Here is a 22,507-nt window from a genome sequence, read left to right as displayed (position 1 = left end):
TTGTTCTTGTTCTTGTTCTTGTTCTTGTTCTTGTTCTTGTTCTTGTTCTTGTTCTTGTTCTTGTTCTTGTTCTTGTTCTTGTTCTTGTTCTTGTTGGGGCGGCGGCGGTCCGGTTGGCCGGTGAGTTGGTTGGCATGTTCGGGTGGGGTGGGCATATCAAGCGTCGGAAAGCCGCCAGGGGTCAGGTGTTGACAGGAGTGGAGGGGCGGCCAAGTATGAGAGCGCTCTCACTCATCCGGTGGTTCACCGTCCCTCGTCGGATGAGCAGTGGGTGCCGCTCGCCCCCAGCGGTGACTGTGTCCTGGTATCGCAGTCTCTTCGTGGTCGTCCGGTGCTCCGCCTTCTCTCGCACGGGACAAACCTGAGGAGGAGTTGTGCGCATCAAACACAAGCTGCTGGCGGTTCTGGCCGCCGCGAGTACCGTTGCCACCGGGCTGGTCGCGAGCGTTGCGATGCCGGCTCAAGCGGTGCCGGCAACCATTCCGTTGAAGATCACCAACAGTTCCGGCCGCGGCGACGCGGTCTACATCTACAACCTCGGTACGAACCTGCAGACCGGCCAGCAGGGCTGGGCCGATGCGGCAGGCAACTTCCACGCCTGGCCGGCCGGCGGCAACCCGCCGACCCCGGCGCCCGACGCCTCCATCGCCGGCCCCGGCAACGGTGGGTCGATCACCATCCGGATGCCGAAGTTCTCGGGCCGGGTCTACTTCTCGTACGGGCAGAAGCTGGTCTTCAAGCTGACCACCGGCGGACTGGTGCAGCCCGCGGTCCAGAACCCGAGCGACCCCAACCGCAACATCCTGTTCAGCTGGACCGAGTACACGCTGAACGACTCCGGCCTGTGGATCAACAGCACCCAGGTCGACATGTTCTCGGTCCCGTACGCGGTCGGCGTCCAGCAGGGCAACGGCAACGTGCTCACCACCGGCCACCTCAAGCCAGGCGGCTACAACAACTTCTTCAACGCGCTCCGCGGCCAACCGGGCGGCTGGGCGAACCTGATCCAGACAGCACCCAACGGCTCGGTACTCCGCGCGCTCGCGCCGACATACGGCGTCGAGACCGGCGCGCTGCCGTCGAACGTGATGGACGACTACGTCAACCGGGTCTGGTCGAAGTACAGCTCGCAGACGCTCACCGTCACCCCGTTCGGCGACCAGCCGAACATCAAGTACTTCGGTCGCGTCTCCGGCAACGTCATGAACTTCACCAACACCTCCGGCCAGGTCGTCACCAGCTTCCAGAAGCCCAACTCGGCCAGCATCTTCGGCTGCGCCGGCCTGCTCGACGCTCCCAACGACCTGGTCCGCGGCCCGATCTCGCGCACCCTGTGCGCCGGCTACAACCGGTCGACGCTGATCAGCAACCCGAACCAGCCCGACCCGAACAACTCGGGCTTCTACCTCGACAACGTCACCAACCACTACTCCCGCAAGATCCACGCGCAGATGGCCGACGGCAAGGCCTACGGCTTCGCCTTCGACGACGTCGGCAACCACGAGGCCCTCGTCCACGACGGCAACCCGCAGCAGGCCTACATCACCCTCGACCCCTTCAACTGATCGAAGAGCAGTAACCAAGAGACCCACCCCGGGTTCCCGCAGCTGCCCGCGGGGAACCCGGGGTGTCCCATGTCTTGACACCAGGTAATGGTTAGTGGCAGCTTACCGTTCGTGGGTACTTACCAAGCCGGCGCCGTCCTCGACGCCCTCGGCGATCCGACCAGGCGCGCGATCCTGGAGACCCTGCGCCGCACCGGGCCCAGTTCGGTCGCCGGCCTGGCCGAGCGCGTCCCGGTCAGCCGCCCCGCCATCTCCCAGCACCTCAAGGTCCTGGGCAAAGCCGGCCTCGTCGACCACGAGGCTCAGGGCACCCGCAACATCTACCGCCTGGACCGCGCCGGCCTCGACGAAGTACGGGACTGGCTCGACCAGTTCTGGGGCGATGCGCTGGACGCGTTCGCGGAGTACGTACGACGGACCGAAGGGGAGCAACGATGAGCATCGCACCGGTGGTGAAGCGGGTGGTCGTCCAGACCACCCAGGAACGCGCTTTCGACTTGTTCACCAAGCATCTCGGCGCCTGGTGGCCGCTGAAGTCCCACTCGATCGGCGAGGACAAAGCGACCACAGTCGAGCTCGAGGGCGCCGTCGGCGGCCGCATCGTCGAGTACGGCGAAGACGGCCCACTCGGCTACTGGGGCACGGTGTCGGACTGGGATCCGCCGAACAGCCTCTCCTTCACCTGGCACCCCGGCAGCGACCCGAAACAGGCCGGCAGCATCACCGTCAGCTTCACCCCACTAGACGACGGCACAGCGGTCGAACTGGTCCACAGCGGCTGGGAGCGCCGCCCCGACGGCGCCGAGGCCCGCGAGGGCTACAACACCGGCTGGGACTACGTGCTCGACTTCTACGTGAGCCACAGCCGATAGTGGGCGGATGGCGAACGCTCCGGTCGACCCCACTGCCCTAGCCGCCTCACTCCGCCCGCACGGCGAGTCCGTGATGCTGCCGCAGGCGGCGTACACAGACCCCGCAGTACTGGCCTGGGAGCGGCGCAACTTCTTCGCCGGCACCTGGACCTGCCTGGGCCGAGCAGAAGAACTAGCAGCCGGTACTACGCACAGCGCGACAACAGTCGGCGACGTCGGCGTCCTCCTAACCTATGCAGACAAGCCGCGCGCATTCGCCAACACCTGCAGGCATCGCGGCCATGAGCTACTCCCGCAAGGCGACTCCAGCGAACGCAGAGCCGTCGTCTGCCCGTACCACGGCTGGTCCTACGACCTGGATGGCGCAGTCAAGGCAGCCCCACGCATGGGCGACACCTTCGACCCCGCGCCGTACGGACTCACTGAGCTACCCACCGAGGTCTGGCAGGGCTGGCTGTTCGTCAACGCGCTCGGTACCGCCCCAGCCTTCAGCGAGCACCTCGGCGGCCTCGCGGACCTCGTCGCGCCGTATCGGCCGGAGGCGTTGACTCTCAAGGCGCGGCACAGCTACGACGTCGCGTCGAACTGGAAGACGATCGTGGAGAACTACCACGAGTGCTACCACTGCCCGCTGATCCACCCGGAGCTCTGCAAGGTCTCGCCCCCGACCTCCGGCGACAACTGGAACCTGCCCGGCGCCTGGGTCGGCGGCCTGATGGACCTCCGCCCCGACGCCGAGACGATGTCCCTCGACGGCAAGTCCCACGGAATCCCCTTGCCCGGCGTCGATCCACGGACCGTCAACTACGTCGGCCTGTTCCCCAACCTGCTCATCTCCCTGCACCCCGACTACGTGATGACCCATCGCCTGGAACCCCGTACTCCGCGCCTGACGGCGATCGAGTGCTCCTGGTACTTCCCGGCGGAGGTGGAGGACCCGTCGTACGCCGTCGAGTTCTGGGACGTCACCAACCGCGAGGACTGGTCGGCCTGCGAGTCGGTCCAACGCGGCGCCGACTCCCCGCACTTCCGCCCCGGCCCCCTGGCTCCGGCCGAGGACGCCGTCTACCAATGGGTCACCATGCTGGCCAGGGGTTACCTAGGAAAAAGTCTTACCCAGTAAAGAAATCAGTTCGCGACCGTGAACCGGCCACGACGGTGGGCCGGCTGCTCGAGTTCGTCCACCAGCGCGACGGCGTAGTCCTCAGCCGAAACCTCGCCGCCGACCGGCTCATCCAGGCCCAGCTTGAAAACCCCAGTGCGCTCGCCCGGGGCGATTACCGGAGCCGGCGACAGGAGCGTCCAGTCGACGTCCGCGGGCGTCGCACGCAGGGTGTCGAGCACCCCGGCGACGACCAGCGCCTCGGCCTTGTAGATCTCCGGGAAGTCCGGCGAGTCCACCAGCCGCTGACCACCGGCAAGCAGACTGCCCGCCCCACCGACCACCACCAGCCGAGTCCCACCGGCCGCCGCGATCAGCGTGTCGATCGCGTCCACGAAGTCCTGCGGATCCCCGCCAGTGCGGCTCGGCCCCATCGCCGACACCAGCACGTCGACCGAGGACGCGACCTCCTTCACCGACGCGGCATCGTTCGCCGACCCGACCACAGCCCGCACACCGGCCGGCTGAGCCCCACCGGACCGGGTGATGCCGACAACCTCATGCCCACGACCGACCGCCTCGGCAGCGATCCGGCTCCCGATCATCCCGCTGGCGCCATATACCGCGATCTTCACAACAAGTCTCCCAACATCGGCAGCAATCTCTACCCAGCCGACAGTAACCATTGGTAACTGGCTACTTCAACGTGCTATAAGTACCTTGTGGTTACTAATGGAGAGCACCTGGTCGCCAAGTTCTTCGAGCGCGGCAACCTGTTCGATCCGGACTGCCCGACCCGGCTGATCCTGGACCGGATCGGCGACAAGTGGACCGTGCTCGCCGTGCTCCTGCTCAGCAACGGCCCGCTCAGATTCACCGAGCTCCGTGACGGCATCAAAAGGGTCGCGCCCAAGGTGCTGACCCAGACCCTCCGCCGCCTCGAGCGCGACGGCCTGATCACCCGCGAGGTCTTCGCCGAGGTCCCGCCCCGCGTCGTCTACACGCTGACCCCGATGGGCGAGTCCCTGATCGTCCCGATCCGGGCGGTCAGCGACTGGGCCGAGGAGCACGTTCCGGCCATCAGCGCCGCGCAGAACAGTTACGACCTCGACAACGCCTGATCTCGACTCAACCTTTCGCCCCCACCCGGTCATCACAATGCTGACCGAGTACGAAACACCTTCGCTGGGGGCGAGACGATGGATCCAGGGCTGGACGCGGAGTTCGCGGCATTCGTGGACGGGCGGTTCACCGCCCTGCAGAGGTTCGGCTACCTGCTGACCGGCGAGTGGCACCTGGCCGAGGACCTGGTGCAGACCTCGCTCACCAAGGTCTGGTTCCACCGCAAGTCCCTGCGCAGCAGCGCCGCGCTGGAGTCGTACACCCGGACCACGATGGTGAACACGAGCTCCCAATGGTGGCGCCGCAAGTGGAAGGGCGAGACCCCCACCGAGGAACTCCCCGAACCGGCCGCCGCGACCGAGAAGAGCACCACGTCCGAGTTCGGCACGATCGACGACCGCGACCTCCTACTCCGCGCCCTCGCCACGCTCCCCCGACGAACCCGGGCGACGCTCGTCCTGCGGTACTTCGAAGACCTGCCGGAAGCCGAGATCGCCCACATCATGGGCTGCTCGACCGGCACGGTGAAGGCCAACATCTCGCGCGGCCTGGCCAAGCTGCGCGAGCACAGACTCTTCACCGACCCCCTGATCGCCACATCCCCTGACCGCCCCGGCCCGCGAGGAGGGCTGTCCGATGACCGATGAACTCAAGGAACGCTTCCAGCAACTGGTCGCCGACCCGCCGCCACCGACCGCGGTTCCGAGCGAGGCAGTCTTCGCCCGGGTCCGTACGGTCCGCCGCCGCCGTACTACGGGAGTCGCCGTACTCGCCGCCGCAGCGGTAGCCGTCGTCGCGGTCGTCGCCGGCAACCTGACCGACATCCACTCCAACCCGCCGATCTCGAACCCGCCGAGCCCCACGATCACCACCCCGGCGATCGCCCAGATCGGCGCGACCGTCGCCCTCGTCCCGACCCTCAAGGGCCGCACCCTGACGATGAAGGTGACCGTCTCCGGAACCGTCCTCGCTCCCAAGGACCCGGAGAGCGGCGCCGACGCGCCCAAGGACACGAGCTTCGTCAACCTGAGCCTGCGAACCGAGGAAGGCTACGGCGACGGCACCCTACGCGGCGGATCGGACGGCGGCGCCATGACCTGCGACGGCGCCAAGACGCGCAGAACCGGCACCGAGACCTACACGCTGCTGACCGCGCCCCACACCTTCACGAAGGCCGGGACCTTCAAGTTCGTCTACCGGATCCACTACTGCGGCCCGAAGGGTGCCTTCAAGGTCGAGAAGAGCGTGCCGATCGTCGTCAGCTAGGCGTGGTCGGACGTGCCCGTCGTCGCCATCCCGGCGGCCTTGAGGTCGGCACGAAGCTCGCGCGGCAGGGAGAACACCAGGCTCTCCTCCGCCGTCGTGACCTCCTGCACCTCGCCGTACCCACGCTCCGCCAGCCAGCTCAGCACATCGCGCACCAGCAGCTCAGGCACGCTCGCCCCGCTGGTGACGCCGACCGTGTCGACACCCTCCAGCCAGGCCTCGTCGATCTCGGCCGCATAGTCGACCAGGTGACCGGCCTGCGCTCCGTGCTCGAGTGCGACCTCGACCAGCCGGACCGAGTTCGAGGAGTTGCGCGAGCCGACCACGATCATCAGGTCGACGTCCGGCGCCATCTTCTTCACCGCGACCTGGCGGTTCTGGGTGGCGTAGCAGATGTCGTCGCTCGGCGGGTTCTGCAGTTTGGGGAACCGCTCGCGCAACCGGCGTACGGTCTCCATCGTCTCGTCGACCGAGAGCGTGGTCTGGGACAGCCAGACCACCTTCTCCGGGTCGCGGACCTCGATGTTCGGCACGTCGCCCGGGCCGTCCACCAGATGCACGTGCTCGGGCGCCTCACCGGCGGTACCGATCACTTCCTCGTGCCCGTCGTGGCCGATCAGCAGGATGTCGTAGTCGACCGCGGCGAACCGCTTGGCCTCGTGATGCACCTTGGTGACCAGCGGGCAGGTCGCGTCGATCGTCTTGAGCTGTCGCGCGGCCGCCTCCTCGTGCACGATCGGCGCGACGCCGTGTGCCGAGAAGATCACCGTCTCGCCCTCGGGCACCTCGTCGGTCTCGTCGACGAAGATCGCACCGCGCGCCTGCAGCGTGGAGACGACGTGCTTGTTGTGCACGATCTCCTTGCGCACGTAGACCGGCGGCCCGTACAGATCGAGCGCCTTCTCCACTGCCACGACAGCCCGGTCCACTCCGGCGCAGTAGCCTCGCGGGGCCGCGAGCAGCACGCGCTTGGTCTTCACGGCGGTGGGCGTTCCGGTGTTCTCAGGCTGGGCAGTCACGGCCCCCATCGTACGGGGCGTAGCTGAACACCCCACCCGCCGTGGTGGACATCACGATCCGGACAGCAGGCCCCGCTTGAAGCCCTCAGCCACCGCGGCAGCACGGTCGTTGACGCCGAGCTTGAGGTAGAGATTCAGCAGGTGACTCTTCACAGTCGCCTCGCTGATGAACAATTTGACCGCGATCTCGCGGTTCGTGTTGCCCGCCGCAACCAGCTCCAGCACCTCGATCTCACGCTGGGTGAGCGGCCCTGCGACCGGCGTACGGACCCGGCTGACCAGCCTGCTCGCCACACTCGGCGACAACACGGACTCCCCCGCCGCAGCCGCCCGTACTGCGCGCAGCAGCTCATCACGAGGCGCGTCCTTCAACAGATACCCGGTCGCGCCGGCCTCGATCGCCGGTACCACGTACGTGTCGGTGTCATAGGTCGTCAGCACCAGGACCCGCGCCACGCTCCCCTGCTTGGCCAGCTCGGTGATCGCGGTCAGCCCGTCCATCCCCGGCATCCGCAGATCCATCAGGATCACGTCCGGCTGAAGCTCCCTGGCCAGCGCGAGCGCCTCGGCTCCATCAGCGGCCTCACCCAGTACTTCGAAATCGGGGTCGCGCGCGAACATGCCGCTCAACCCGTCGCGCACGACCGGGTGATCGTCCGCGATGAGCAGCTTGATCGGCCCGCTCATCGGTCGCCCCCCGCTACCGGGACGCTCGCGGAGATCGCAGTACCGGCGCCCGGCTCCGACTCGATCTGGAGGGATCCGTCCAGCGCCTCGATCCGCTGCCGCATCGCGATCAACCCGAACCCACCTTCCCCGTCGACCTCACCGGCCACGAATCCCTTGCCATCGTCGCGGACGTCCAAGGCGATCTTGTCCTCCAGGTAGGACAGTGTCAGGCCGACCCGGCTCGCCCGCGCATGCTTGGCGACGTTGGCGAGCGCCTCCTGCGCAGTACGTAGCAAGGCCAGCTCGGCGTCGGGCGGTAGCGGGAGCGTCGTACCGGTCGTAGTGACCTGTACTTCGATGTTGTGCAGTGCTGTCCAGCGTTTGGCGACATCGGCCAAGGCATCGCTGAGGCGGGCGCTGTCGAGTGAGCCGGGGCGGAGCGCGTGCACGGATCGCCTTGCCTCGTTGAGGCTTTCCCTGGCCAAGGTGATCGCCGCCTCGACGTGCCGGCTCGGCTCGTTCTCGGCCGCCTGCAGCTGGGTGATGATCCCGGTCAGGCCCTGCGCGAGGGTGTCGTGGATCTCGCGGGCCATCCGCTGTCGCTCGTCCAGTACGCCGGCCTCGCGGGCCTGCTCGAGCAGTTGCTGGTGGAGTTTCGCGTTCTCGGCCAGCGTCGCCTCGAGCCGGCGGTTCGCCTCGCTGACGTCTTGCAGGGCGTGCTTGCGGGCGTCGTTGCGTTGATCCTGCTGCCGGTTGAGCCAGGCGAACCCGGTCATCGGCAGGATGTTGGCGAGCAGCACGGCGCAGAAGATCGCGAGGCCGGCCGCCGTCGTCTTGTCGACCGTGGAGGCTTGCGCGCTGCCTGCGACAGCCGCCACCGCGGCCACTCCGAGCAACTCCCAGGGCCAGGGCAGGACGCCGAAGGCGTAGAAGTAGGCGGCCGGGCTGAAGAAGCCGAACCAGGGATCGCGGTGGACCAGGATCGCGATGATGACCAGCAGGCCGGCGACGAAGACCAGCATGTGCGGCGTACGGTCCCGCCACTGCGGATGCAGGGTGAAGACGCCCAGCATCCAGAGCGCGGCCAGCGCACAGAGCCCGAGATCGATCGCGAGCGAGCGCGGCTCGGAGTGTTTGATGACCACCGTGCCGAGCATCAGCACGGCCAGCAGGACATAGGGCACGACGGTGACCAACGCTGGCCAGCGACGTTCCTCCACTCTTCGCACCTTACCCGCGGCCGAAGGCACTGCGCAGGTGCTTGCCGTTGACAACAAGCGCGACCCCGAGCAGCAGCAAACCGCAAGCTCCCTGCTCGACCTTCAGCCAGACCGGGAAGTCGCCGGGGATCGCGATGATGACCGCGATCGCCACCAGCATGATCGCCGAGACGAGACGCAGCCGCAGGAACGACCGCCCGTGCCCCCGCGCCGCCCTGGCCGCGAAACTGGTCATCAGCGCGGCACTCCCGACAACGATGACAGTCCGCACCCAGACGGCATCGGTCACGATCGACGCGTGATGCCGCAGAACGACGACCGCCACCATCGTCGCCACACTCAATGCCAGATACCCGCCGATCAACACCCTGACAATCCGGAACGCGGCGTTGTGCCCAGCCGCAAGCTCTGTATTCATACCCCGAGCCTCGCAGCCACCGCAGGCTCAGCGCATCGCCCAAAGCGTTGCATCGCAGGCCAACCGACCGGCTGAGGGTCCGGATCAGCCGATCGGTCGGTTCATTGCCTACAGCAAGTAAAAGGAGTCGCCCGCCCTGTCCGGGCGACTCCTTTCAAGGAGGTGTTCACACCCCCCAAGAATGCGCCTCGTCAACCTTCCACGCAAAGGATTTACGCCGCTCACAGGTTGACCTCGGCCCACGCCCTGATCACGGCGAAGTCCGCCGGTACCAGTCCACGGACGGCCTCGACCCGATGCACCCGGAAAGCACCCAGCCCCGGCCTCGACTCGAGGAACATCCGGTCGTACCGGTTGATCTCGTCGTCGATCCAGACGAACGGCCGGCTGCCGACCCAGCGCGCGACGTGAGGGGTCTTCCACGACCGGCGGCTGCGCCCGGCGCCGTCCCGTGCGTCAGACGGCCAGCGGATGACGGGAAGGTCGTCGGGCAGCCCGATCCTCGGTGCGATGAGCCGATTGGCGCCGTCCTCCCAGGTCGTCGCCCAGACCAGCTCGAAGATGTCTGCCAGCGCAGCCAGCTCGACCCCATGCTGCTGGTTGAGCAGCAACCGCCAAGTCTTCTCGCCCTCCTCGATCTCCTCCAACCGATAACCCGGCGGGATCGTCTTCGCGCGGTACGGGTTGAGGGGGCCGTCGACGTCCAGAAGGAGGTACGGGCGGGGCATGTCACGCAATGTACTGGGGGTTGGCGGGGATTGTCGGTCGGGCACCGTAGAGTCGCCGGGTGGCATTGGAAACCTCGCCGGAAGCGCCTGCAGCCGTTCGCACGATCGCGAACGGCATTGCCGGCTGGATCAACCAGCTCGGCGCCGTCTGGGTCGAGGGGCAGCTGACGGACGTCTCGATCGGGCGCGGGACGACGACCGTGTTCGGCACCTTGCGGGACACCGACGCCGACATCTCGCTGCGCTTCACCTGCAACCGGCGCGTCTTCGAGGCGGTCGACCCGCCCGTCACCGACGGCTCCCGCGTGGTGGTGAACGCCAAGCCCAACTTCTTCGCCCGCCGCGGCACCCTCGCGCTCGCGGTCAGCGAGATCCGGCACGTCGGCATCGGCGAGCTGCTCGCCCGGATCGAGCGGCTGAAGCAGTTGCTCGCCGCCGAAGGGCTCTTCGAGGCGTACCGGAAGAAGAAGCTGCCGTTCCTCCCGCACACGATCGGCCTGATCTGCGGACGCGACTCGGCCGCGGAGCGCGACGTACTGGAGAACGCGAAGCGCCGCTGGCCGGCCGTCGCCTTCCGGATCGAGTACGCGTCGGTGCAAGGACCCGCCGCGGCCGGCGAGGTGATGCAGGCACTCCGCAAGCTCGACGGCGACGAGTCGGTCGAGGTGATCGTGATCGCCCGCGGCGGCGGCTCCCTCGAGGACCTGCTGCCGTTCTCCGACGAGGGTCTGATCCGAGCGGTCTCCCAGGCCAGTACTCCGATCGTCAGCGCCATCGGCCACGAGCCCGATTCGCCGCTGCTCGACCTGGTCGCCGACCTTCGCGCGTCGACCCCGACCGACGCCGCCAAACGGATCGTGCCGGACGTACGGGAAGAGCTCGACGGCGTACGGCTCCTGCGCGAGCGCGGGCTGCGCGCCATCCGCGGCTGGCTCGACCGCGAGACGCACGCGCTGGCCGCCATCCGCAGCCGCCCGTCGCTGGCCGCACCGACGACGGACCTGCAACGCCGAGCGGACGAGATCGCCGCCCTGGTCGACCGCAGCCGCCGCACGCTGACCCATCGGCTCGACCGGGCCGGCGACGACCTGGCTCATCGCCTGGCGAGCGTACGGGCCCTGTCCCCCAAGGCAACTCTCGAGCGCGGCTACTCCGTGCTCCAACTGGCCGACGGCACCGCAGTACGGGAGATCGCCCAGATATCTGCCGGCGATGTCCTCAACGCCCGGGTCAGCGACGGCCGCTTCGACGTAGAGGTAAAGGAAAGCAAATGACCAAGAACGCCGAGCCGGCAGCCCGCCCCGAGCTCTCCTACGAACAGGCCCGCGAGGAACTGGTCGAGGTGGTCCGCAAGCTGGAAGCGGGCGGCACGACCCTCGAAGAGTCCCTGGCGCTGTGGGAACGCGGCGAGACCCTCGCCAGCACCTGCCAGCAATGGCTCGACGGCGCCCGCAAACGCCTCGCCGAAGCCCAGGCGGCGCACGAAGAGAAGTCCAACTAGGCGGTCAGCAAAGCTGTAACCGCAGCGACCAACCCTGCCTGCATCCGCGGCAGGTCAAAGCCTTCTTCGCGGAGGGCTTGGTGGAGGTCGGCGGCTAGTGGCGCGAGGATGACGTGGGCCGTGTAGTCGGCGTCCAGGTCGGGGCGGGCCTCCTCGACCAGTATTGCGATGTGGCGGTGCCACAGGCGGTACGAGCCGATGCGGTACCGCGCGCCGTCTGACGCGTTCTCGCTGTCGGCGAAGAGTTCTACGTGGCGGTCCAGTAGCTCGGTGTAAGCCGTCAGGAAGGCGGTCACCCGGTCGATGGCTGGGGCGCCGGGGCCTAGCGGCGGCGGACCGCTCAGCAACTTGCCCTGCAGCTCGACCTCCCGCTCGTCGAGCAGCGCCACCGCCAACCCAGCCCGGTCGCCGAAGCGCCGGAAGACGGTGCCCTTGCCGACGCCCGCCTCGAGCGCGATCGCGTCCACCGACACGTTCTTCACGCCGTGCTCGGCGAACAGCCGCTCCGCCGCCTCCAGCACCTTCAAGCGGTTGCGCCGGGCGTCGGCGCGCTCCGGGCGCGGCTCACCCACGATCGGCAGACTCTGTTGAGAAACGGACCGTGGTCCGTTATGGTCGTTCATAAGACGGACTGTAGTCCGCTCAAGACCTTGGAGGAAGCACCATGAGCAACACCACCGCCCGGATCGCGGTCGCGTACCACTCCGGCATGGGCCACACCGCTCGGCAGGCCGAGGCTGTCGCGGCGGGCGCGGCCGCAGTACCGGGAGCCGTCGCCGAGCTCGTCCCGCTCGACGAGCTGACCGATGAGGTGTGGGAGCGGCTCGACGCCGCCGACGCGATCATCTTCGGCACACCGACGTACATGGGCAGCCCGAGCGCCGTCTTCAAGGCGTTCGCCGAGGCCAGCGTGAAGGTCTGGGCCGCCGACCTGGGCTGGCGGGACAAGATCGCCGCCGGCTTCACCAACTCGAAGGCGATGTCGGGCGACAAGCTGAACAGCATCGTCGACCTGGCCGTGTTCGCCGCGCAGCACGGGATGATCTGGGTCGGTCTGGACATCTACCCGGGCTGGGCCGAGTCGACCGCTAGCATCGAGGACCTCAACCGGCTCGGCAGCTGGCTGGGCGCGATGGCGCAGTCCGACGCCGACCTGTCCGCGGAGAAGGCGCCGCCGGAGACGGACCTCCGTACCGCCGCAGCCCTCGGCGCCCGGGTCGCCACCGTCACCCTGCGGCACCAGCGCGGTTCGCTGGCGGCCTGATGGCCTGGCTCGTACTGGTCGCGGCGGCCGCGTTCGAGATCGCGTTCGCGTTGAGCCTGAAGCCGAGCGACGGCTTCAGCCGGTTCTGGCCAACGGCCGGCGTGCTCGTCTTCGGCGTCATCTCGGTGGTCCTGCTCTCGAAAACCCTGGACCGCCTACCAGTAGGCACGGCGTACGCCGTCTGGACCGGCCTCGGCTCTCTAGGCGTTGTCACCCTCGGCGTGCTGTTCTTCCACGAACCGATCACCCCCACCCGGCTAGCCTGCATCGCCCTCATCGTGGCGGGCGTAGTCGGCCTCCGCCTCGCCGGCGCCGACTAGACGCGGCGGCGGCGGAGGGAGCGGCGGGTGATTCTGCCTCGGGTGGGGACGGCGGCGGGTGGGACGACCGGGGGCTCGACGCCGAGGGAGTCCGGCTGGGCGACCAGGGACTGGTAGTCGTCCCAGCTGTCCACCCGCAGCGGAATGTTGCCGACGGCATCGACATCGGTGACCGGATGGTTGCCGGTGCCGATCACCGACCAGATGTCCTGGTCGTTGCGCAGCTGCCGCAGCTCGCCGAACAGCTCCCGCCCGAACCAGCACGGATTGCCGCGGCCGTTCTCGTACCGGCTCACCCCGATCGGCGTCGACGGCCCGGCCACCTCCGCGACCAGCGACCAGACAGTGGCCGAGGTCACTCCGGGTTGATCACCGAGCATGATCACCAGGCCGTCGGTACGCCGGTCCACCACGTCCAGCGCGGGCACGATCGACGAACTGCCCGTGTCGGCATGCGGCGACTCGACCACCCGCGCGCCCTCCAGATCGACGCGCTCGCGGACCTGCTCCGAAGCGGTCCCCAGCGTCACGATCAGCTGGTCGAACCCACACTCGCGCGCCGTCTCCAGCGACGCGGCGAGCAGCGTCTCACCCTGGTACGCGAGCAGTTGCTTGGGTACGCCGAGCCGCGGCGACCCCTCGGCGGCGAGCACCAGACCGGTGACGAACATCGCCGCCTCAACCCTCGACCTGGCACAACGAACTCATCCCAGGTCCCTTCGCCGACGCCAATCCGACGATTGCACAACGCGAGGGAACGCTCTGTCAACGGGTGAATAACTTCGGTGAATTCACTTCAAGGTGGCGGCGAACGTTTCAAGTGCTTGATATCCGGCATTTCCGGTGACGATCGTGGTGACCCCGGAGCCGACCAGCAGCAGGGCCTGCTCGCCCTCGCGATCGGTCAGCGTTTTGCGCTGCCACACCACGCCGTCGACGGTGGACGTACCGTCGTCGGCGGTCCGGCCGAGTTTGTCCGCCGGAAAACCTTTGCTGGTCACGTTGGACTGCTCCAGCCCGACGTATTTCTTCTGGTCGGTGACAATTCCGAGGTGCCAGCTGATCGGGCTTTGCTGGGGCGCCCGGAATTCGACGCTGGTCGCCTTCCAGCCGGCCGGCATCGGCTCCGGCCCGCGGATCCAGGAGGCGGCCTTGCGGGCGTCGGCCAGCTGGGCCGTGTACTCGACCTCGCGGACCTTCTCCGCCTTCGGCCGCCAGGTGACGATCATCAGGAACGCGACCACGATGAAGCAGGCCAGCAGTGCCCAGAACATGTTGGTCAGCGTCCGCGCCTTGGCCCGGTCGACCTTGTTCTGCGCACGGTAGGCCAGCGCCTCCTCGCGGGCCAGCGCCTTCTCCGCCTGGGCCAGTGCCTGCTCGCGTGTCGGCCCTTCACTCGTCGAACTCATGGCACCAGTGTCCCCCGAGACCGCCAACTCGCCGACACCGGTCGTTGGCTACGATCCGTGGCATGGACCTGTCCGCTCCCCCTGCCCATCTCGAGGTCGACGAGCACGCCCCCGACCGCAACCTGGCCCTGGAGCTGGTCCGGGTCACCGAGGCGGCCGCGATGGCCGCGGGCCGGTGGGTCGGCCGCGGCGACAAGAACGGCGCCGACGGCGCGGCCGTGAACGCGATGCGGACCCTGATCGGCACCGTCGGGATGAACGGCGTGGTGGTGATCGGCGAGGGCGAGAAGGACAACGCCCCGATGCTCTACAACGGCGAGCAGGTCGGCTCCGGCGATGGCCCGGAGTGCGACGTCGCGGTCGACCCGGTGGACGGTACGACGCTGGTCGCCAAGGGGATGGCGAACGGGATCGCCGTGATGGCGGTGGCGCCGCGCCACACGATGTACGACCCGTCCGCCGTCTTCTACATGGAGAAGCTCGTGGTCGGCCCCGAGGCCGCCGACGTGGTCGACATCCGGCTGCCCGTCGCCGAGAACATCCGCCTGGTCGCGAAGGCGAAGGGCTCGTCGGTCGACGACGTCACCGTCGTCCTGCTCGACCGGCCGCGGCACGACGACCTGGCCACGCAGATCCGGGCGACCGGCGCGCGGATCAAGTTCATCAGCGACGGTGACGTCGCTGGCGCCGTCGAGGCGGCCCGGCCGGACACCGGCCTGGACATGCTGATCGGCATCGGTGGTACGCCGGAAGGCATCATCGCGGCCTGCGCGATGAAATGCATGGGCGGGATGATCCAGGGCAAGCTCTGGCCGAAGGACGACGACGAAAGGCAGAGGGCCCTGGACGCCGGCCACGACCTCGACCGGGTGCTGTCGACCGACGACCTGGTCAGCGGTGACGACTGCTTCTTCGTCGCCACCGGTATCACCGACGGCGAACTGCTCCGCGGTGTCCGCTACCGCAGCTCGATCGCGCGCACCCACTCGCTGGTGATGCGCTCGCGCAGCGGCACGATCCGCAGCATCGAGAGCGAGCACCAGTTGTCCAAGCTGCGCGCGTACTCCGCCATCGACTTCGAGCACGCCCGATGACGGCACCCGTACTCGTCGTCGGCGAGGCGCTGGTCGACATCGTGTCGAGCGGGAACGGCAACGGCTCCGGCCGGAACGGGAAGAACGGGTCGAAGGCGACGCCCGGTGGATCACCGGCCAACGTGGCGGTCGGGTTGGCGCGGCTCGGGTTGCCGACCGAGCTCGTCACCCGCTTCGGCACAGACCCGTACGGCGATCAGCTCGGCGCTCACTTGTTCGGCAACGGAGTCCAGCTCTCCCCCGGCTCGGTCGACCCGACGTTCCGGACCAGTACTGCGACGGCCACGCTCGACGCCGCGGGCGTTGCGTCGTACCGGTTCGACATCACCTGGGAGCCGCCGGCGCTGTCGCTGCGACGCGGCTGCCCTGCCGTGCATACCGGCTCGATCGCGACGGTGCTCGAGCCGGGCGCGGCAGCGATCCGGACGTTCCTCGCCTCATTGGCGGATCAGCCCGTCACAGTGACGCTCGATCCGAACGCGCGCCCGACGATCACTCCGGATCCGGAGAGCACCTGGACCGCCGTCCGGGAGTTGGCGGCGTCGGCGGATCTGGTGAAGCTCAGCGACGAGGACTGCGAGTTCCTGCGACCCGGGATGTCGCCGGACGAGATCGCGGCCGAACTGCTGTCGGTCGACCGGACTCGCTGCGTGGTGATCACCCGCGGCGGGGAAGGCGCGATCGGGATCAGCCGCTCAGCGCGGGTCGAGGTGACCGCGCCGGCGATCAAGGTCGTCGACACCGTCGGCGCCGGCGACTCCTTCATGTCAGCCCTGATCGCCGGCCTGCAAGCACGCGGCCTGCTCGGCGAAGTACGCCTCGAAGGCCTTGACGAACAAACCCTCCACGACGTCGTCGACTACGCGGTGAAGGCCGCCGCGATCACCTGCACCCGCCACGGCGCCGACCCACCAACCGCCGCCGAACACACCGCCACCTGGGGCTGACCCTGACCACCGCAGACACCTGGTCGGCCGAGTTCGAATCCTCCGGCCAGGTCGTCTTCCTCCAACGCCGCGGACGCCTCTGGATCCGCGCGGTAGTCGCGGCCTTCTTCTTCGGCAACTCGCTCTGGTCGCTGATCGCCCACATCCGCGCCGACGACATGGGCGGCATAATCGCCGTACTGCGAATCACCTCGCTCGGCGCCTTCGCCTACTTCCTCGTCCTGACCGGGTGGCAACTCATCACCCGCCGCCCGACGATGACGGTCAGCCGCACGGGCGTCCAGATCGGCAAGACCTCCATCGCCTGGCCGCAGATCGCCCGAATCGACGACCCGCCCATCGGCACCTTCGTCCCCGGCTCCCGCAGCATCCAGCTCCAGCCCGTCGACCGCTACGGCTCCAGAGCCCTGGCCATCACCCACGAGTACGCCCTCGACCTGATAAACCTGGCCGCCTGGCTCCGCACCCTCCACACCCAACAATCCCACCCCACCGACGGCTGACTACTGGAGGTACGAGGCTGGTTGAGGTGGTGCCTCGACCGCCTACGCCGCCGAGTGGTCCTGATCGAACTTGACCACCAGGTTCGTGTCGAGAGCCTGGGCGATCCGCTCGAGCAACGCGAGGGTCGGTACGGTCCCACCGGCCTCGAATCTGGCCAGCGCCGACTGCGTCATCCCCGCGGCCTCCGCCAACCGACTCTGAGTCCACCCACGGCCCTCACGCATTTGCCGCACGGCGGCGCCCAACTCAAACGCGCGCCGAGCAGCGTCGTAAGCCGCTCAGCTCCCGGCTCAGCCATCCGCTCAGCCCGAACCTCGTCCCAGCTCTGCCGCCCTGCCATCTCAAACCTCCTCAGCCGTCGAAACCTCGTGCGACTCCTCGACACACCGCCGATGGCTCGCCGAGCCCGGTCGACCTCGCGAGTCTCTCGCATCCTCGATTTACGGAACACCGTCAGCAGCACGACCCGCCGATCGGTAGCGATCCAGTAGCTGATCCGCATCGCATCCTGTTCAAGCCAGAACCGCAGCTCGCGGAGTTTGCCGTCGAGTTGCTTCGTGTATGGCTCACCGAGCAACGGTCCGTACTCCAGTTCATAGCAGAGATGCTATAACGCTTCGGTCACTCCTGGTAATCGACTGGATGCAGCAGGGAGACCAGGCCGTGCCAGACAGTCCAGAGGACTACCAGGACGCGGCCGAGCACCGGAAGGTGTACCTGCGGGAGAGTTCCGTCGGGATCCACTCCGCGGTGGTCGAGGAGATCAAGCGGCTGGTGTGAGTCAGGTCAGGCCGAGGCGTTTGCTGAGGCGGGGGCCGCGTTTGATCTTGATCTCGCCGAGGATGGCGGTGCCGCGGATGTGGAAGACCTTGGGGGCCGACGGTGGTTCTTCGACGGCGCCGAGGACGGAGTCCTGTTCGCTGACCGAGCCGAGGATCGGGTTGCTGTCGAGGTGCACGATCGCGTTGCGGGGTACGCGGATCTTCACGTCGGCCAGGATCGACTTCACGTCGATGAAGATCTCGTTGTACGGGACGTGCGCCTCCGTGTAGTCCAGCGTGACGTCGCCGAGGACCGCGTTGACCTCCTGGCGCTGCGGTGCGATCCAGTTGCCGATGCGCTTCTGGTCGGACAGGAAGACGTTGATGGTCGGCGCATGCACGGTCATCCCCGCACTCGGCCGGCCGACCGGCGCGACGGCGGCCGCGCCTGCTTCGAGGGTCGGGCCGTTGGGCAGGTCGGAGGCGATCTCGACCAGCTCGCCGTACGTCTTGGCGGAGTACAAGGTCTCCAGCCGGTCCTCGAGCTCGGTGTAGCTCAGCCGGCCCTCACCCGCGGCCTCCCGCAGTACGTCGGCGACCTCTTCCCGCTCGAGATCCGACACCCGTCTGCGCAGCGCCAGCTCATCACCGGTCGGGGCCGCCGCGCTGTCCTGGCGAGGCGTGTCCTGCGGACGGTTCGGCTGGGAGAACTCGTTGTCGGCCACAGCAAAACTCTACGTCCGCACCAGCCGACCCGCAGATAAGGAATGACCCCGGCCGATCCCTGAGGATCCTGTCCCGCTCGACAGGAGGTACTCCGGCTTTGCCTCCCGCTTCCCGCTCAACTTCGCCCCGGACTCCCGGAAATCGGGCACCACCTCCTGTCGAGCGGAACACCATCCACCCGGAGGAAGCGAGGCTGGGCCTGCCGCTCTAGGCTTATGGGGTTCTGAGACCACTTGCCCTGGAGGTACGACCGGTGTCCGCCGACTTCAACTACTCCGAACTGCTCCCGCTGGGTGCCGACGACACGGAGTACCGGCTCCTCACCACCGAAGGGGTGAGCACGTTCACCGCGGGCGGCCGCACCTTCCTGCAGGTGGAGCCGGAGGTGCTGCAGCAGCTCACCGCCGAGGCGATGCACGACATCTCGCACTACCTCCGTACTGCGCACCTCACCCAGCTCCGCCGCATCATCGACGACCCGGAGGCGTCCGGGAACGACCGGTTCGTCGCGCTCGACCTGCTGAAGAACGCGAACATCTCGGCCGGCGGCGTGCTGCCGATGTGCCAGGACACCGGCACCGCGATCGTGATGGGCAAGAAGTCCGAGGGCGTGCTGACCGGCGCGGTCGACGAGGAGTGGATCAGCCGGGGCGTGTACGACGCGTACACCAAGCTCAACCTGCGCTACTCGCAGATGGCGCCGCTGACCATGTGGGACGAGAAGAACACCGGTTCGAACCTGCCGGCCCAGATCGAGCTGTACTCGACGCCCGGCTCGGCCGCCGCGGATCCGGCGTACAAGTTCCTCTTCATGGCCAAGGGCGGCGGCTCTGCGAACAAGTCGTTCCTGTTCCAGGAGACCAAGGCGGTGCTCAACCCGGACGGGATGATGAAGTTCCTGGACGAGAAGATCCGCTCGCTCGGTACCGCCGCCTGCCCGCCGTACCACCTGGCGATCGTCGTCGGCGGCACCTCCGCGGAGTACGCGCTGAAGACGGCGAAGTACGCGTCGGCGCACTACCTCGACGCGCTGCCGACGACCGGATCGCCGCTGGGCAACGGGTTCCGCGATCTGGAGCTGGAGGAGAAGGTCTTCGAGCTGACCCAGGAGTTCGGGATCGGCGCGCAGTTCGGCGGCAAGTACTTCTGCCATGACGTCCGGGTGATCCGGCTGCCGCGGCACGGCGCGTCCTGCCCGGTCGCGATCGCGGTCTCCTGCTCGGCGGACCGGCAGGCGCTGGCGAAGATCACCCCCGAGGGCGTCTTCCTGGAGCAGCTCGAGCGCGACCCGGCCCGCTTCCTGCCGGACACCACTGACGAACACCTGTCGGATGATGCCGAGGTGGTACGGATCGATCTGAACCGGCCGATGGCGGAGATCCGCACCGAACTGTCGAAGCTGCCGGTCAAGACGCGACTGTCGCTGAACGGGCCGCTGGTGGTGGCCCGCGACATCGCGCACGCGAAGATCAAGGAGCGCCTCGACGCGGGCGAGCCGATGCCGCAGTACCTGAAGGACCACGCCGTGTACTACGCCGGCCCCGCGAAGACCCCCGAGGGCTACGCCTCCGGCTCCTTCGGACCGACGACGGCCGGCCGGATGGACGCGTACGTCGATCAGTTCCAGGCGGCCGGCGGCTCCTTCGTGATGCTTGCCAAGGGCAACCGCTCGGCCAAGGTCACGGCAGCGTGCAAGGAGCACGGCGGTTTCTACCTGGGCTCCATCGGTGGCCCCGCCGCCCGCCTCGCCCAGGACTGCATCAAGTCGGTCGACGTAATCGAGTACGCCGAGCTCGGGATGGAAGCCGTCTGGAAGATCGAGGTCGAGGACTTCCCCGCCTTCGTCGTAGTCGATGACAAAGGCAACGACTTCTTCACCGACACCCGCAAGCCGGTCCCCCTCACCGTCCGCCCCCGCAGCTGACATGAGCACCAAGGACGGCCCGGCCCAGATCGGCGACCTACCAACAATCGGCCGCCCAGCCACCAGCGCACTGATGGCAGCCGGAATCACCACCCTGGCACAGGTCGCCACGCTAACCCGCCGCGACCTACTCGCCATGCACGGCGTCGGCCCGAAGGCCGTCCGACTCCTAGAAGCCGCACTGCAGGAGAACGGCCTGTCCTTCGCCGACTGAGCCGGCGGAGGTGCAGATCAGCGGCGCGCTAGCTGGCGTTGGCGGTGGTGGTGGCTGGGTCGGGGAGTTTGATCATCAGGTGCTTGGCGGCGCGGAGCAGGTCTGCTTCGTTGTGGCCGAAGGCCTGGAGGTAGGAGCGCAGGGCGGATCGCACCAGCCGGAGCTCCTCGTCGTTCAGTTCGATGGTGTGCATGTTTTTCACGGTAAACCCGCTGGTCGCAGAAAGCGCCGGTCGTGATCGAGCCGTTGCGTCAGGCGGCCGCGGTCAGCTGGTCGGCCAGCCGGCGATCTCCAGGATCTCGTTGGCGACCTTGGGCAGCTTGCGGTCGTTCACCACGGTGAAGTCCTCGACCTCGGCATGCCCGTCATACTCCACCCGCGCCCGCTCCAGCCGCACCATCTGTACGTCGCAGCCGGTCAGACACCCCTCGTACGACTGCCTCAGATCACGCGTCTCGACAACCCCACTGACGACCACGAACCGCGCCCCGGCTGCTCGGTAGGTCGCCCAGACACCCTCGAGGTTCCGCACCTTCAGCCGATCGTGGAATCCGCGCTGATTCGCCGGCGCCGGCCCGTACTGCGCCAGCGCATCCAGGTCGATCACGGCCGTCGGCAGCAACCGATCGGTGAGGATCCGCCCAATCGCCTGCCCGACAGCCGTCTTGCCGGCTCCCCCGCCACCGTTGATCAACAACGCCCGGCAGCCGGTATCCATGATCGCCATCTGCCCAGATTAGAAGCGATCTCCCCATTTGAGGACGCCCCGGCGCAGTCAGACACCCCGGATCGGAAAGGTTTTGCTGACCGCCGCGGCGAAGTTCGCGCAAGCCGAGAACGAGACCCGGTACGTCCCCGATCCCTTGGACACCGGCGGAGCCGTGACGGTGAACCGACCACTCGACCGTGTCAGCCCGGTACTGGCTGTCCGCCATTGCCCACTGCCTTGCAAGCGCTGCAACTGCACAGAGCACGGGTAGGGCGCACCAGTGATCGTTCCGTTGACGGGCACGCTCGCGCCGGCCGGGACAGCAGCCTTGAGCGGCGCGGCCGCGACGACGCCCAGGCGCCGGGGATAGAACTCCATCCTGGCGATCGGGAACGGATCATTCGGCACGATCAAGCAGTGCAGCTGGCCCACCGAACCGGCCGCGAGAGGCTGGGAGAAGTTGCCCAGGACGTCGCTGATGACCTGCCGGCCCTGTTGCCGTGCGCAGCCGGCGCCGACGCCCACCACGGCCTTCAGCTTGGCGCCGTACGGCTGGTTGGTCGCGTAGTTGATGACCCGCCAGTTGACCGTGTACGGCTTGCCGACCGGTACGACCGCCGGAGTGACCCGGCCGCTCAACCTCGGCTGGTTCGTCCCTTTCACCGCGAGCTTGGGCCCGCTGCTGACCTGCGTGAAGTCGATCAGTTCCCCGTTGGGCTTGAAGCCCGTGCCCATTCCGTAGACGAAGAAGACGCCGTTGGCGGTGGACGGGACATGGATGACGCCGCGCCACTTACCGTGCTGGGTCGTCCCCGAGTACCGCGTCATCGCGGTCGAATAGAGCTCCTGCGCCTGCCCTGCACCACTGTCCCGTCCCAGGCCGGCGCGTAGCTTCAGGTTCGGGTCGGCGGTCGCGGAGTCGTAGCCGCCCTCGGCCTCCACCGTGACCGGCACGGTGTTGAGCCCCGTCACCGCCAGATTCGTCCTGCTCAGCCTGACCGTGGTGATCGTCAGGCCCGAGTCAGCCTTCGCGTGCGCCATCGGGGCGGGGCCGAGCGCCGCACCCACCAGCGACACAGCAAGCAGAACACGCAGCATTTGGTTTCCTCGCATCGCGAAAGTCGTACCCCGCCGGAACGGGAGCACACTACGC

Annotated in this window: 31 protein-coding genes; 16 read left to right on the top strand and 15 right to left on the bottom strand. The window is 67.8% G+C overall.

Going from position 1 to position 22,507, the window contains the following annotated elements; translation table 11 throughout:
* Nucleotides 1-374 precede the first annotated feature (374 nt).
* The 4 genes from AB0M15_RS38655 to AB0M15_RS38640 all read left to right on the top strand — a co-directional run bounded on the left by AB0M15_RS38655 (nt 375) and on the right by AB0M15_RS38640 (nt 3,560).
* The gene (locus AB0M15_RS38655) at nt 375-1,565 is read left to right on the top strand and encodes a glycoside hydrolase family 64 protein (RefSeq protein ID WP_363831006.1); all 1,191 of its coding nucleotides are present in this window, start codon (nt 375-377) and stop codon (nt 1,563-1,565) included.
* A gap of 111 nt (nt 1,566-1,676) precedes the next feature.
* A complete protein-coding gene (locus AB0M15_RS38650; RefSeq protein ID WP_363831003.1) occupies nt 1,677-2,003 on the top strand; it encodes a metalloregulator ArsR/SmtB family transcription factor in 327 nt (108 codons plus the stop codon).
* The gene (locus AB0M15_RS38645) at nt 2,000-2,437 is read left to right on the top strand and encodes an SRPBCC domain-containing protein (protein ID WP_363831000.1); all 438 of its coding nucleotides are present in this window, start codon (nt 2,000-2,002) and stop codon (nt 2,435-2,437) included. Before AB0M15_RS38650 ends, AB0M15_RS38645 begins: the two co-directional genes overlap by 4 nt.
* Nucleotides 2,438-2,444: 7 nt before the next feature.
* Nucleotides 2,445-3,560 (top strand): aromatic ring-hydroxylating dioxygenase subunit alpha, encoded by a 1,116-nt coding sequence (locus AB0M15_RS38640; RefSeq protein WP_363830997.1) that lies wholly within the window; start codon nt 2,445-2,447, stop codon nt 3,558-3,560.
* A 5-nt stretch (nt 3,561-3,565) separates the two neighbouring features.
* On the opposite strand, the gene AB0M15_RS38635 is transcribed toward AB0M15_RS38640, so the two are convergent.
* Nucleotides 3,566-4,174 (bottom strand): NAD(P)H-binding protein, encoded by a 609-nt coding sequence (locus AB0M15_RS38635; RefSeq protein WP_363830994.1) that lies wholly within the window; start codon nt 4,172-4,174, stop codon nt 3,566-3,568.
* Between the two features lie 87 nt (nt 4,175-4,261).
* On the opposite strand from AB0M15_RS38635, the gene AB0M15_RS38630 reads away from it, so the two are divergent.
* The 3 genes from AB0M15_RS38630 to AB0M15_RS38620 all read left to right on the top strand — a co-directional run bounded on the left by AB0M15_RS38630 (nt 4,262) and on the right by AB0M15_RS38620 (nt 5,927).
* Nucleotides 4,262-4,660 carry a helix-turn-helix domain-containing protein gene (locus tag AB0M15_RS38630; RefSeq protein ID WP_363830991.1) on the top strand — a complete coding sequence of 133 codons (399 nt, stop codon included), beginning with the start codon at nt 4,262-4,264 and terminating at the stop codon, nt 4,658-4,660.
* A 78-nt stretch (nt 4,661-4,738) separates the two neighbouring features.
* The gene (locus tag AB0M15_RS38625; protein WP_363830988.1) at nt 4,739-5,308 is read left to right on the top strand and encodes a SigE family RNA polymerase sigma factor; all 570 of its coding nucleotides are present in this window, start codon (nt 4,739-4,741) and stop codon (nt 5,306-5,308) included.
* On the top strand, nt 5,298-5,927 hold the full coding sequence (locus tag AB0M15_RS38620; RefSeq protein WP_363830985.1) for a hypothetical protein: 630 nt from the start codon (nt 5,298-5,300) through the stop codon (nt 5,925-5,927). Before AB0M15_RS38625 ends, AB0M15_RS38620 begins: the two co-directional genes overlap by 11 nt.
* Here AB0M15_RS38620 and AB0M15_RS38615 read toward each other — a convergent pair.
* The 5 genes from AB0M15_RS38615 to AB0M15_RS38595 all read right to left on the bottom strand — a co-directional run bounded on the left by AB0M15_RS38615 (nt 5,924) and on the right by AB0M15_RS38595 (nt 9,981).
* A complete protein-coding gene (locus tag AB0M15_RS38615; protein ID WP_363830980.1) occupies nt 5,924-6,955 on the bottom strand; it encodes a 4-hydroxy-3-methylbut-2-enyl diphosphate reductase in 1,032 nt (343 codons plus the stop codon). The genes AB0M15_RS38620 and AB0M15_RS38615 overlap by 4 nt on opposite strands.
* A 42-nt stretch (nt 6,956-6,997) precedes the next feature.
* The gene (locus tag AB0M15_RS38610; protein WP_363830977.1) at nt 6,998-7,633 is read right to left on the bottom strand and encodes a response regulator transcription factor; all 636 of its coding nucleotides are present in this window, start codon (nt 7,631-7,633) and stop codon (nt 6,998-7,000) included.
* Nucleotides 7,630-8,835, bottom strand: coding sequence for a sensor histidine kinase (locus AB0M15_RS38605; RefSeq protein WP_363830973.1), 1,206 nt, complete (start codon nt 8,833-8,835; stop codon nt 7,630-7,632). Before AB0M15_RS38605 ends, AB0M15_RS38610 begins: the two co-directional genes overlap by 4 nt.
* A 10-nt stretch (nt 8,836-8,845) precedes the next feature.
* The gene (locus tag AB0M15_RS38600) at nt 8,846-9,253 is read right to left on the bottom strand and encodes a hypothetical protein (protein ID WP_363830970.1); all 408 of its coding nucleotides are present in this window, start codon (nt 9,251-9,253) and stop codon (nt 8,846-8,848) included.
* 221 nt (nt 9,254-9,474) lie between these two features.
* A complete protein-coding gene (locus AB0M15_RS38595; RefSeq protein ID WP_363830967.1) occupies nt 9,475-9,981 on the bottom strand; it encodes an HAD domain-containing protein in 507 nt (168 codons plus the stop codon).
* A gap of 59 nt (nt 9,982-10,040) precedes the next feature.
* Between AB0M15_RS38595 and xseA the strand changes: the two genes are divergently transcribed.
* Complete coding sequence (xseA, locus tag AB0M15_RS38590) at nt 10,041-11,255, top strand: exodeoxyribonuclease VII large subunit (protein ID WP_363830964.1); 1,215 nt, start codon at nt 10,041-10,043, stop codon at nt 11,253-11,255.
* Nucleotides 11,252-11,482 (top strand): exodeoxyribonuclease VII small subunit, encoded by a 231-nt coding sequence (locus AB0M15_RS38585; protein ID WP_363830961.1) that lies wholly within the window; start codon nt 11,252-11,254, stop codon nt 11,480-11,482. The genes xseA and AB0M15_RS38585 overlap by 4 nt, the downstream gene beginning before the upstream one ends.
* Here the strand turns inward: AB0M15_RS38585 and AB0M15_RS38580 are convergent.
* Nucleotides 11,479-12,054 (bottom strand): helix-turn-helix domain-containing protein, encoded by a 576-nt coding sequence (locus AB0M15_RS38580; protein ID WP_363830958.1) that lies wholly within the window; start codon nt 12,052-12,054, stop codon nt 11,479-11,481. The two genes, AB0M15_RS38585 and AB0M15_RS38580, sit on opposite strands and share 4 nt — an antisense overlap.
* Nucleotides 12,055-12,146: 92 nt before the next feature.
* Here AB0M15_RS38580 and AB0M15_RS38575 point away from each other — a divergent pair, with 92 nt between their 5' ends.
* Both AB0M15_RS38575 and AB0M15_RS38570 read left to right on the top strand, forming a co-directional pair.
* Complete coding sequence (locus AB0M15_RS38575) at nt 12,147-12,746, top strand: flavodoxin family protein (RefSeq protein WP_363830955.1); 600 nt, start codon at nt 12,147-12,149, stop codon at nt 12,744-12,746.
* The gene (locus AB0M15_RS38570; RefSeq protein WP_363830952.1) at nt 12,746-13,066 is read left to right on the top strand and encodes a multidrug efflux SMR transporter; all 321 of its coding nucleotides are present in this window, start codon (nt 12,746-12,748) and stop codon (nt 13,064-13,066) included. Before AB0M15_RS38575 ends, AB0M15_RS38570 begins: the two co-directional genes overlap by 1 nt.
* Here the strand turns inward: AB0M15_RS38570 and AB0M15_RS38565 are convergent.
* Entirely contained in the window at nt 13,063-13,737 is a 675-nt protein-coding gene (locus AB0M15_RS38565) for a nucleotidyltransferase family protein (RefSeq protein ID WP_363830949.1), read from the bottom strand. The two genes, AB0M15_RS38570 and AB0M15_RS38565, sit on opposite strands and share 4 nt — an antisense overlap.
* Before the next feature lie 120 nt (nt 13,738-13,857).
* Nucleotides 13,858-14,475, bottom strand: coding sequence for a DUF4245 domain-containing protein (locus AB0M15_RS38560; protein WP_363830946.1), 618 nt, complete (start codon nt 14,473-14,475; stop codon nt 13,858-13,860).
* 62 nt (nt 14,476-14,537) lie between these two features.
* Between AB0M15_RS38560 and glpX the strand changes: the two genes are divergently transcribed.
* From glpX to AB0M15_RS38545, 3 genes are all read left to right on the top strand, one after another.
* Nucleotides 14,538-15,569: a class II fructose-bisphosphatase gene (gene glpX, locus AB0M15_RS38555; RefSeq protein ID WP_363830943.1), complete on the top strand. Its 1,032-nt coding sequence runs from the start codon at nt 14,538-14,540 to the stop codon at nt 15,567-15,569.
* Nucleotides 15,566-16,516, top strand: a complete 951-nt coding sequence (locus AB0M15_RS38550) for a carbohydrate kinase (protein WP_363830939.1) — start codon at nt 15,566-15,568, stop codon at nt 16,514-16,516. The genes glpX and AB0M15_RS38550 overlap by 4 nt, the downstream gene beginning before the upstream one ends.
* A gap of 158 nt (nt 16,517-16,674) precedes the next feature.
* Nucleotides 16,675-17,019, top strand: a complete 345-nt coding sequence (locus AB0M15_RS38545) for a hypothetical protein (RefSeq protein WP_363830935.1) — start codon at nt 16,675-16,677, stop codon at nt 17,017-17,019.
* Nucleotides 17,020-17,061: 42 nt separating this feature from the next.
* Here the strand turns inward: AB0M15_RS38545 and AB0M15_RS38540 are convergent, their stop codons facing one another.
* From AB0M15_RS38540 to AB0M15_RS38530, 3 genes are all read right to left on the bottom strand, one after another.
* Nucleotides 17,062-17,244, bottom strand: coding sequence for a helix-turn-helix transcriptional regulator (locus AB0M15_RS38540; RefSeq protein WP_363830932.1), 183 nt, complete (start codon nt 17,242-17,244; stop codon nt 17,062-17,064).
* Nucleotides 17,190-17,597: a type II toxin-antitoxin system RelE/ParE family toxin gene (locus tag AB0M15_RS38535; RefSeq protein WP_363830929.1), complete on the bottom strand. Its 408-nt coding sequence runs from the start codon at nt 17,595-17,597 to the stop codon at nt 17,190-17,192. Before AB0M15_RS38535 ends, AB0M15_RS38540 begins: the two co-directional genes overlap by 55 nt.
* Before the next feature lie 204 nt (nt 17,598-17,801).
* A complete protein-coding gene (locus AB0M15_RS38530) occupies nt 17,802-18,506 on the bottom strand; it encodes a DUF1707 domain-containing protein (protein ID WP_363830926.1) in 705 nt (234 codons plus the stop codon).
* A 254-nt stretch (nt 18,507-18,760) separates the two neighbouring features.
* On the opposite strand from AB0M15_RS38530, the gene AB0M15_RS38525 reads away from it, so the two are divergent.
* Complete coding sequence (locus tag AB0M15_RS38525) at nt 18,761-20,431, top strand: fumarate hydratase (RefSeq protein WP_363830923.1); 1,671 nt, start codon at nt 18,761-18,763, stop codon at nt 20,429-20,431.
* Between the two features lies 1 nt (nt 20,432).
* On the top strand, nt 20,433-20,645 hold the full coding sequence (locus AB0M15_RS38520) for a hypothetical protein (RefSeq protein ID WP_363830920.1): 213 nt from the start codon (nt 20,433-20,435) through the stop codon (nt 20,643-20,645).
* 28 nt (nt 20,646-20,673) lie between these two features.
* On the opposite strand, the gene AB0M15_RS38515 is transcribed toward AB0M15_RS38520, so the two are convergent.
* The 3 genes from AB0M15_RS38515 to AB0M15_RS38505 form a co-directional block, all read right to left on the bottom strand.
* Nucleotides 20,674-20,838 carry a hypothetical protein gene (locus tag AB0M15_RS38515; protein WP_363830917.1) on the bottom strand — a complete coding sequence of 55 codons (165 nt, stop codon included), beginning with the start codon at nt 20,836-20,838 and terminating at the stop codon, nt 20,674-20,676.
* A 72-nt stretch (nt 20,839-20,910) separates the two neighbouring features.
* On the bottom strand, nt 20,911-21,372 hold the full coding sequence (locus AB0M15_RS38510) for a hypothetical protein (protein WP_363830914.1): 462 nt from the start codon (nt 21,370-21,372) through the stop codon (nt 20,911-20,913).
* Nucleotides 21,373-21,420: 48 nt separating this feature from the next.
* The gene (locus tag AB0M15_RS38505; RefSeq protein ID WP_363830911.1) at nt 21,421-22,452 is read right to left on the bottom strand and encodes a hypothetical protein; all 1,032 of its coding nucleotides are present in this window, start codon (nt 22,450-22,452) and stop codon (nt 21,421-21,423) included.
* Between the last annotated feature and the right edge of the window lie 55 nt (nt 22,453-22,507).

Source organism: Kribbella sp. NPDC051718 (assembly GCF_040681515.1).
Taxonomy (GTDB): Bacteria; Actinomycetota; Actinomycetes; order Propionibacteriales; family Kribbellaceae; genus Kribbella.
This window is presented reverse-complemented; position numbering and strand designations above follow the sequence as displayed.

Coding starts and splice junctions, on each gene's coding strand:
- AB0M15_RS38620 (WP_363830985.1), top strand. CDS start 5,298: ATGACCGATGAACTCAAGGAACGCTTCCAGCAACTGGTCGCCGACCCG.
- AB0M15_RS38625 (WP_363830988.1), top strand. CDS start 4,739: ATGGATCCAGGGCTGGACGCGGAGTTCGCGGCATTCGTGGACGGGCGG.
- AB0M15_RS38610 (WP_363830977.1), bottom strand. CDS start 7,633: ATGAGCGGGCCGATCAAGCTGCTCATCGCGGACGATCACCCGGTCGTG.
- AB0M15_RS38615 (WP_363830980.1), bottom strand. CDS start 6,955: ATGGGGGCCGTGACTGCCCAGCCTGAGAACACCGGAACGCCCACCGCC.
- AB0M15_RS38510 (WP_363830914.1), bottom strand. CDS start 21,372: ATGGCGATCATGGATACCGGCTGCCGGGCGTTGTTGATCAACGGTGGC.
- AB0M15_RS38550 (WP_363830939.1), top strand. CDS start 15,566: ATGACGGCACCCGTACTCGTCGTCGGCGAGGCGCTGGTCGACATCGTG.
- AB0M15_RS38585 (WP_363830961.1), top strand. CDS start 11,252: ATGACCAAGAACGCCGAGCCGGCAGCCCGCCCCGAGCTCTCCTACGAA.
- AB0M15_RS38540 (WP_363830932.1), bottom strand. CDS start 17,244: ATGCGTGAGGGCCGTGGGTGGACTCAGAGTCGGTTGGCGGAGGCCGCG.
- AB0M15_RS38575 (WP_363830955.1), top strand. CDS start 12,147: ATGAGCAACACCACCGCCCGGATCGCGGTCGCGTACCACTCCGGCATG.
- AB0M15_RS38600 (WP_363830970.1), bottom strand. CDS start 9,253: ATGAATACAGAGCTTGCGGCTGGGCACAACGCCGCGTTCCGGATTGTC.
- AB0M15_RS38565 (WP_363830949.1), bottom strand. CDS start 13,737: ATGTTCGTCACCGGTCTGGTGCTCGCCGCCGAGGGGTCGCCGCGGCTC.
- AB0M15_RS38505 (WP_363830911.1), bottom strand. CDS start 22,452: ATGCTGCGTGTTCTGCTTGCTGTGTCGCTGGTGGGTGCGGCGCTCGGC.
- AB0M15_RS38515 (WP_363830917.1), bottom strand. CDS start 20,838: ATGCACACCATCGAACTGAACGACGAGGAGCTCCGGCTGGTGCGATCC.
- AB0M15_RS38640 (WP_363830997.1), top strand. CDS start 2,445: ATGGCGAACGCTCCGGTCGACCCCACTGCCCTAGCCGCCTCACTCCGC.
- AB0M15_RS38595 (WP_363830967.1), bottom strand. CDS start 9,981: ATGCCCCGCCCGTACCTCCTTCTGGACGTCGACGGCCCCCTCAACCCG.
- AB0M15_RS38645 (WP_363831000.1), top strand. CDS start 2,000: ATGAGCATCGCACCGGTGGTGAAGCGGGTGGTCGTCCAGACCACCCAG.
- AB0M15_RS38560 (WP_363830946.1), bottom strand. CDS start 14,475: ATGAGTTCGACGAGTGAAGGGCCGACACGCGAGCAGGCACTGGCCCAG.
- AB0M15_RS38520 (WP_363830920.1), top strand. CDS start 20,433: ATGAGCACCAAGGACGGCCCGGCCCAGATCGGCGACCTACCAACAATC.
- AB0M15_RS38545 (WP_363830935.1), top strand. CDS start 16,675: ATGGGCGGCATAATCGCCGTACTGCGAATCACCTCGCTCGGCGCCTTC.
- AB0M15_RS38570 (WP_363830952.1), top strand. CDS start 12,746: ATGGCCTGGCTCGTACTGGTCGCGGCGGCCGCGTTCGAGATCGCGTTC.
- glpX (WP_363830943.1), top strand. CDS start 14,538: ATGGACCTGTCCGCTCCCCCTGCCCATCTCGAGGTCGACGAGCACGCC.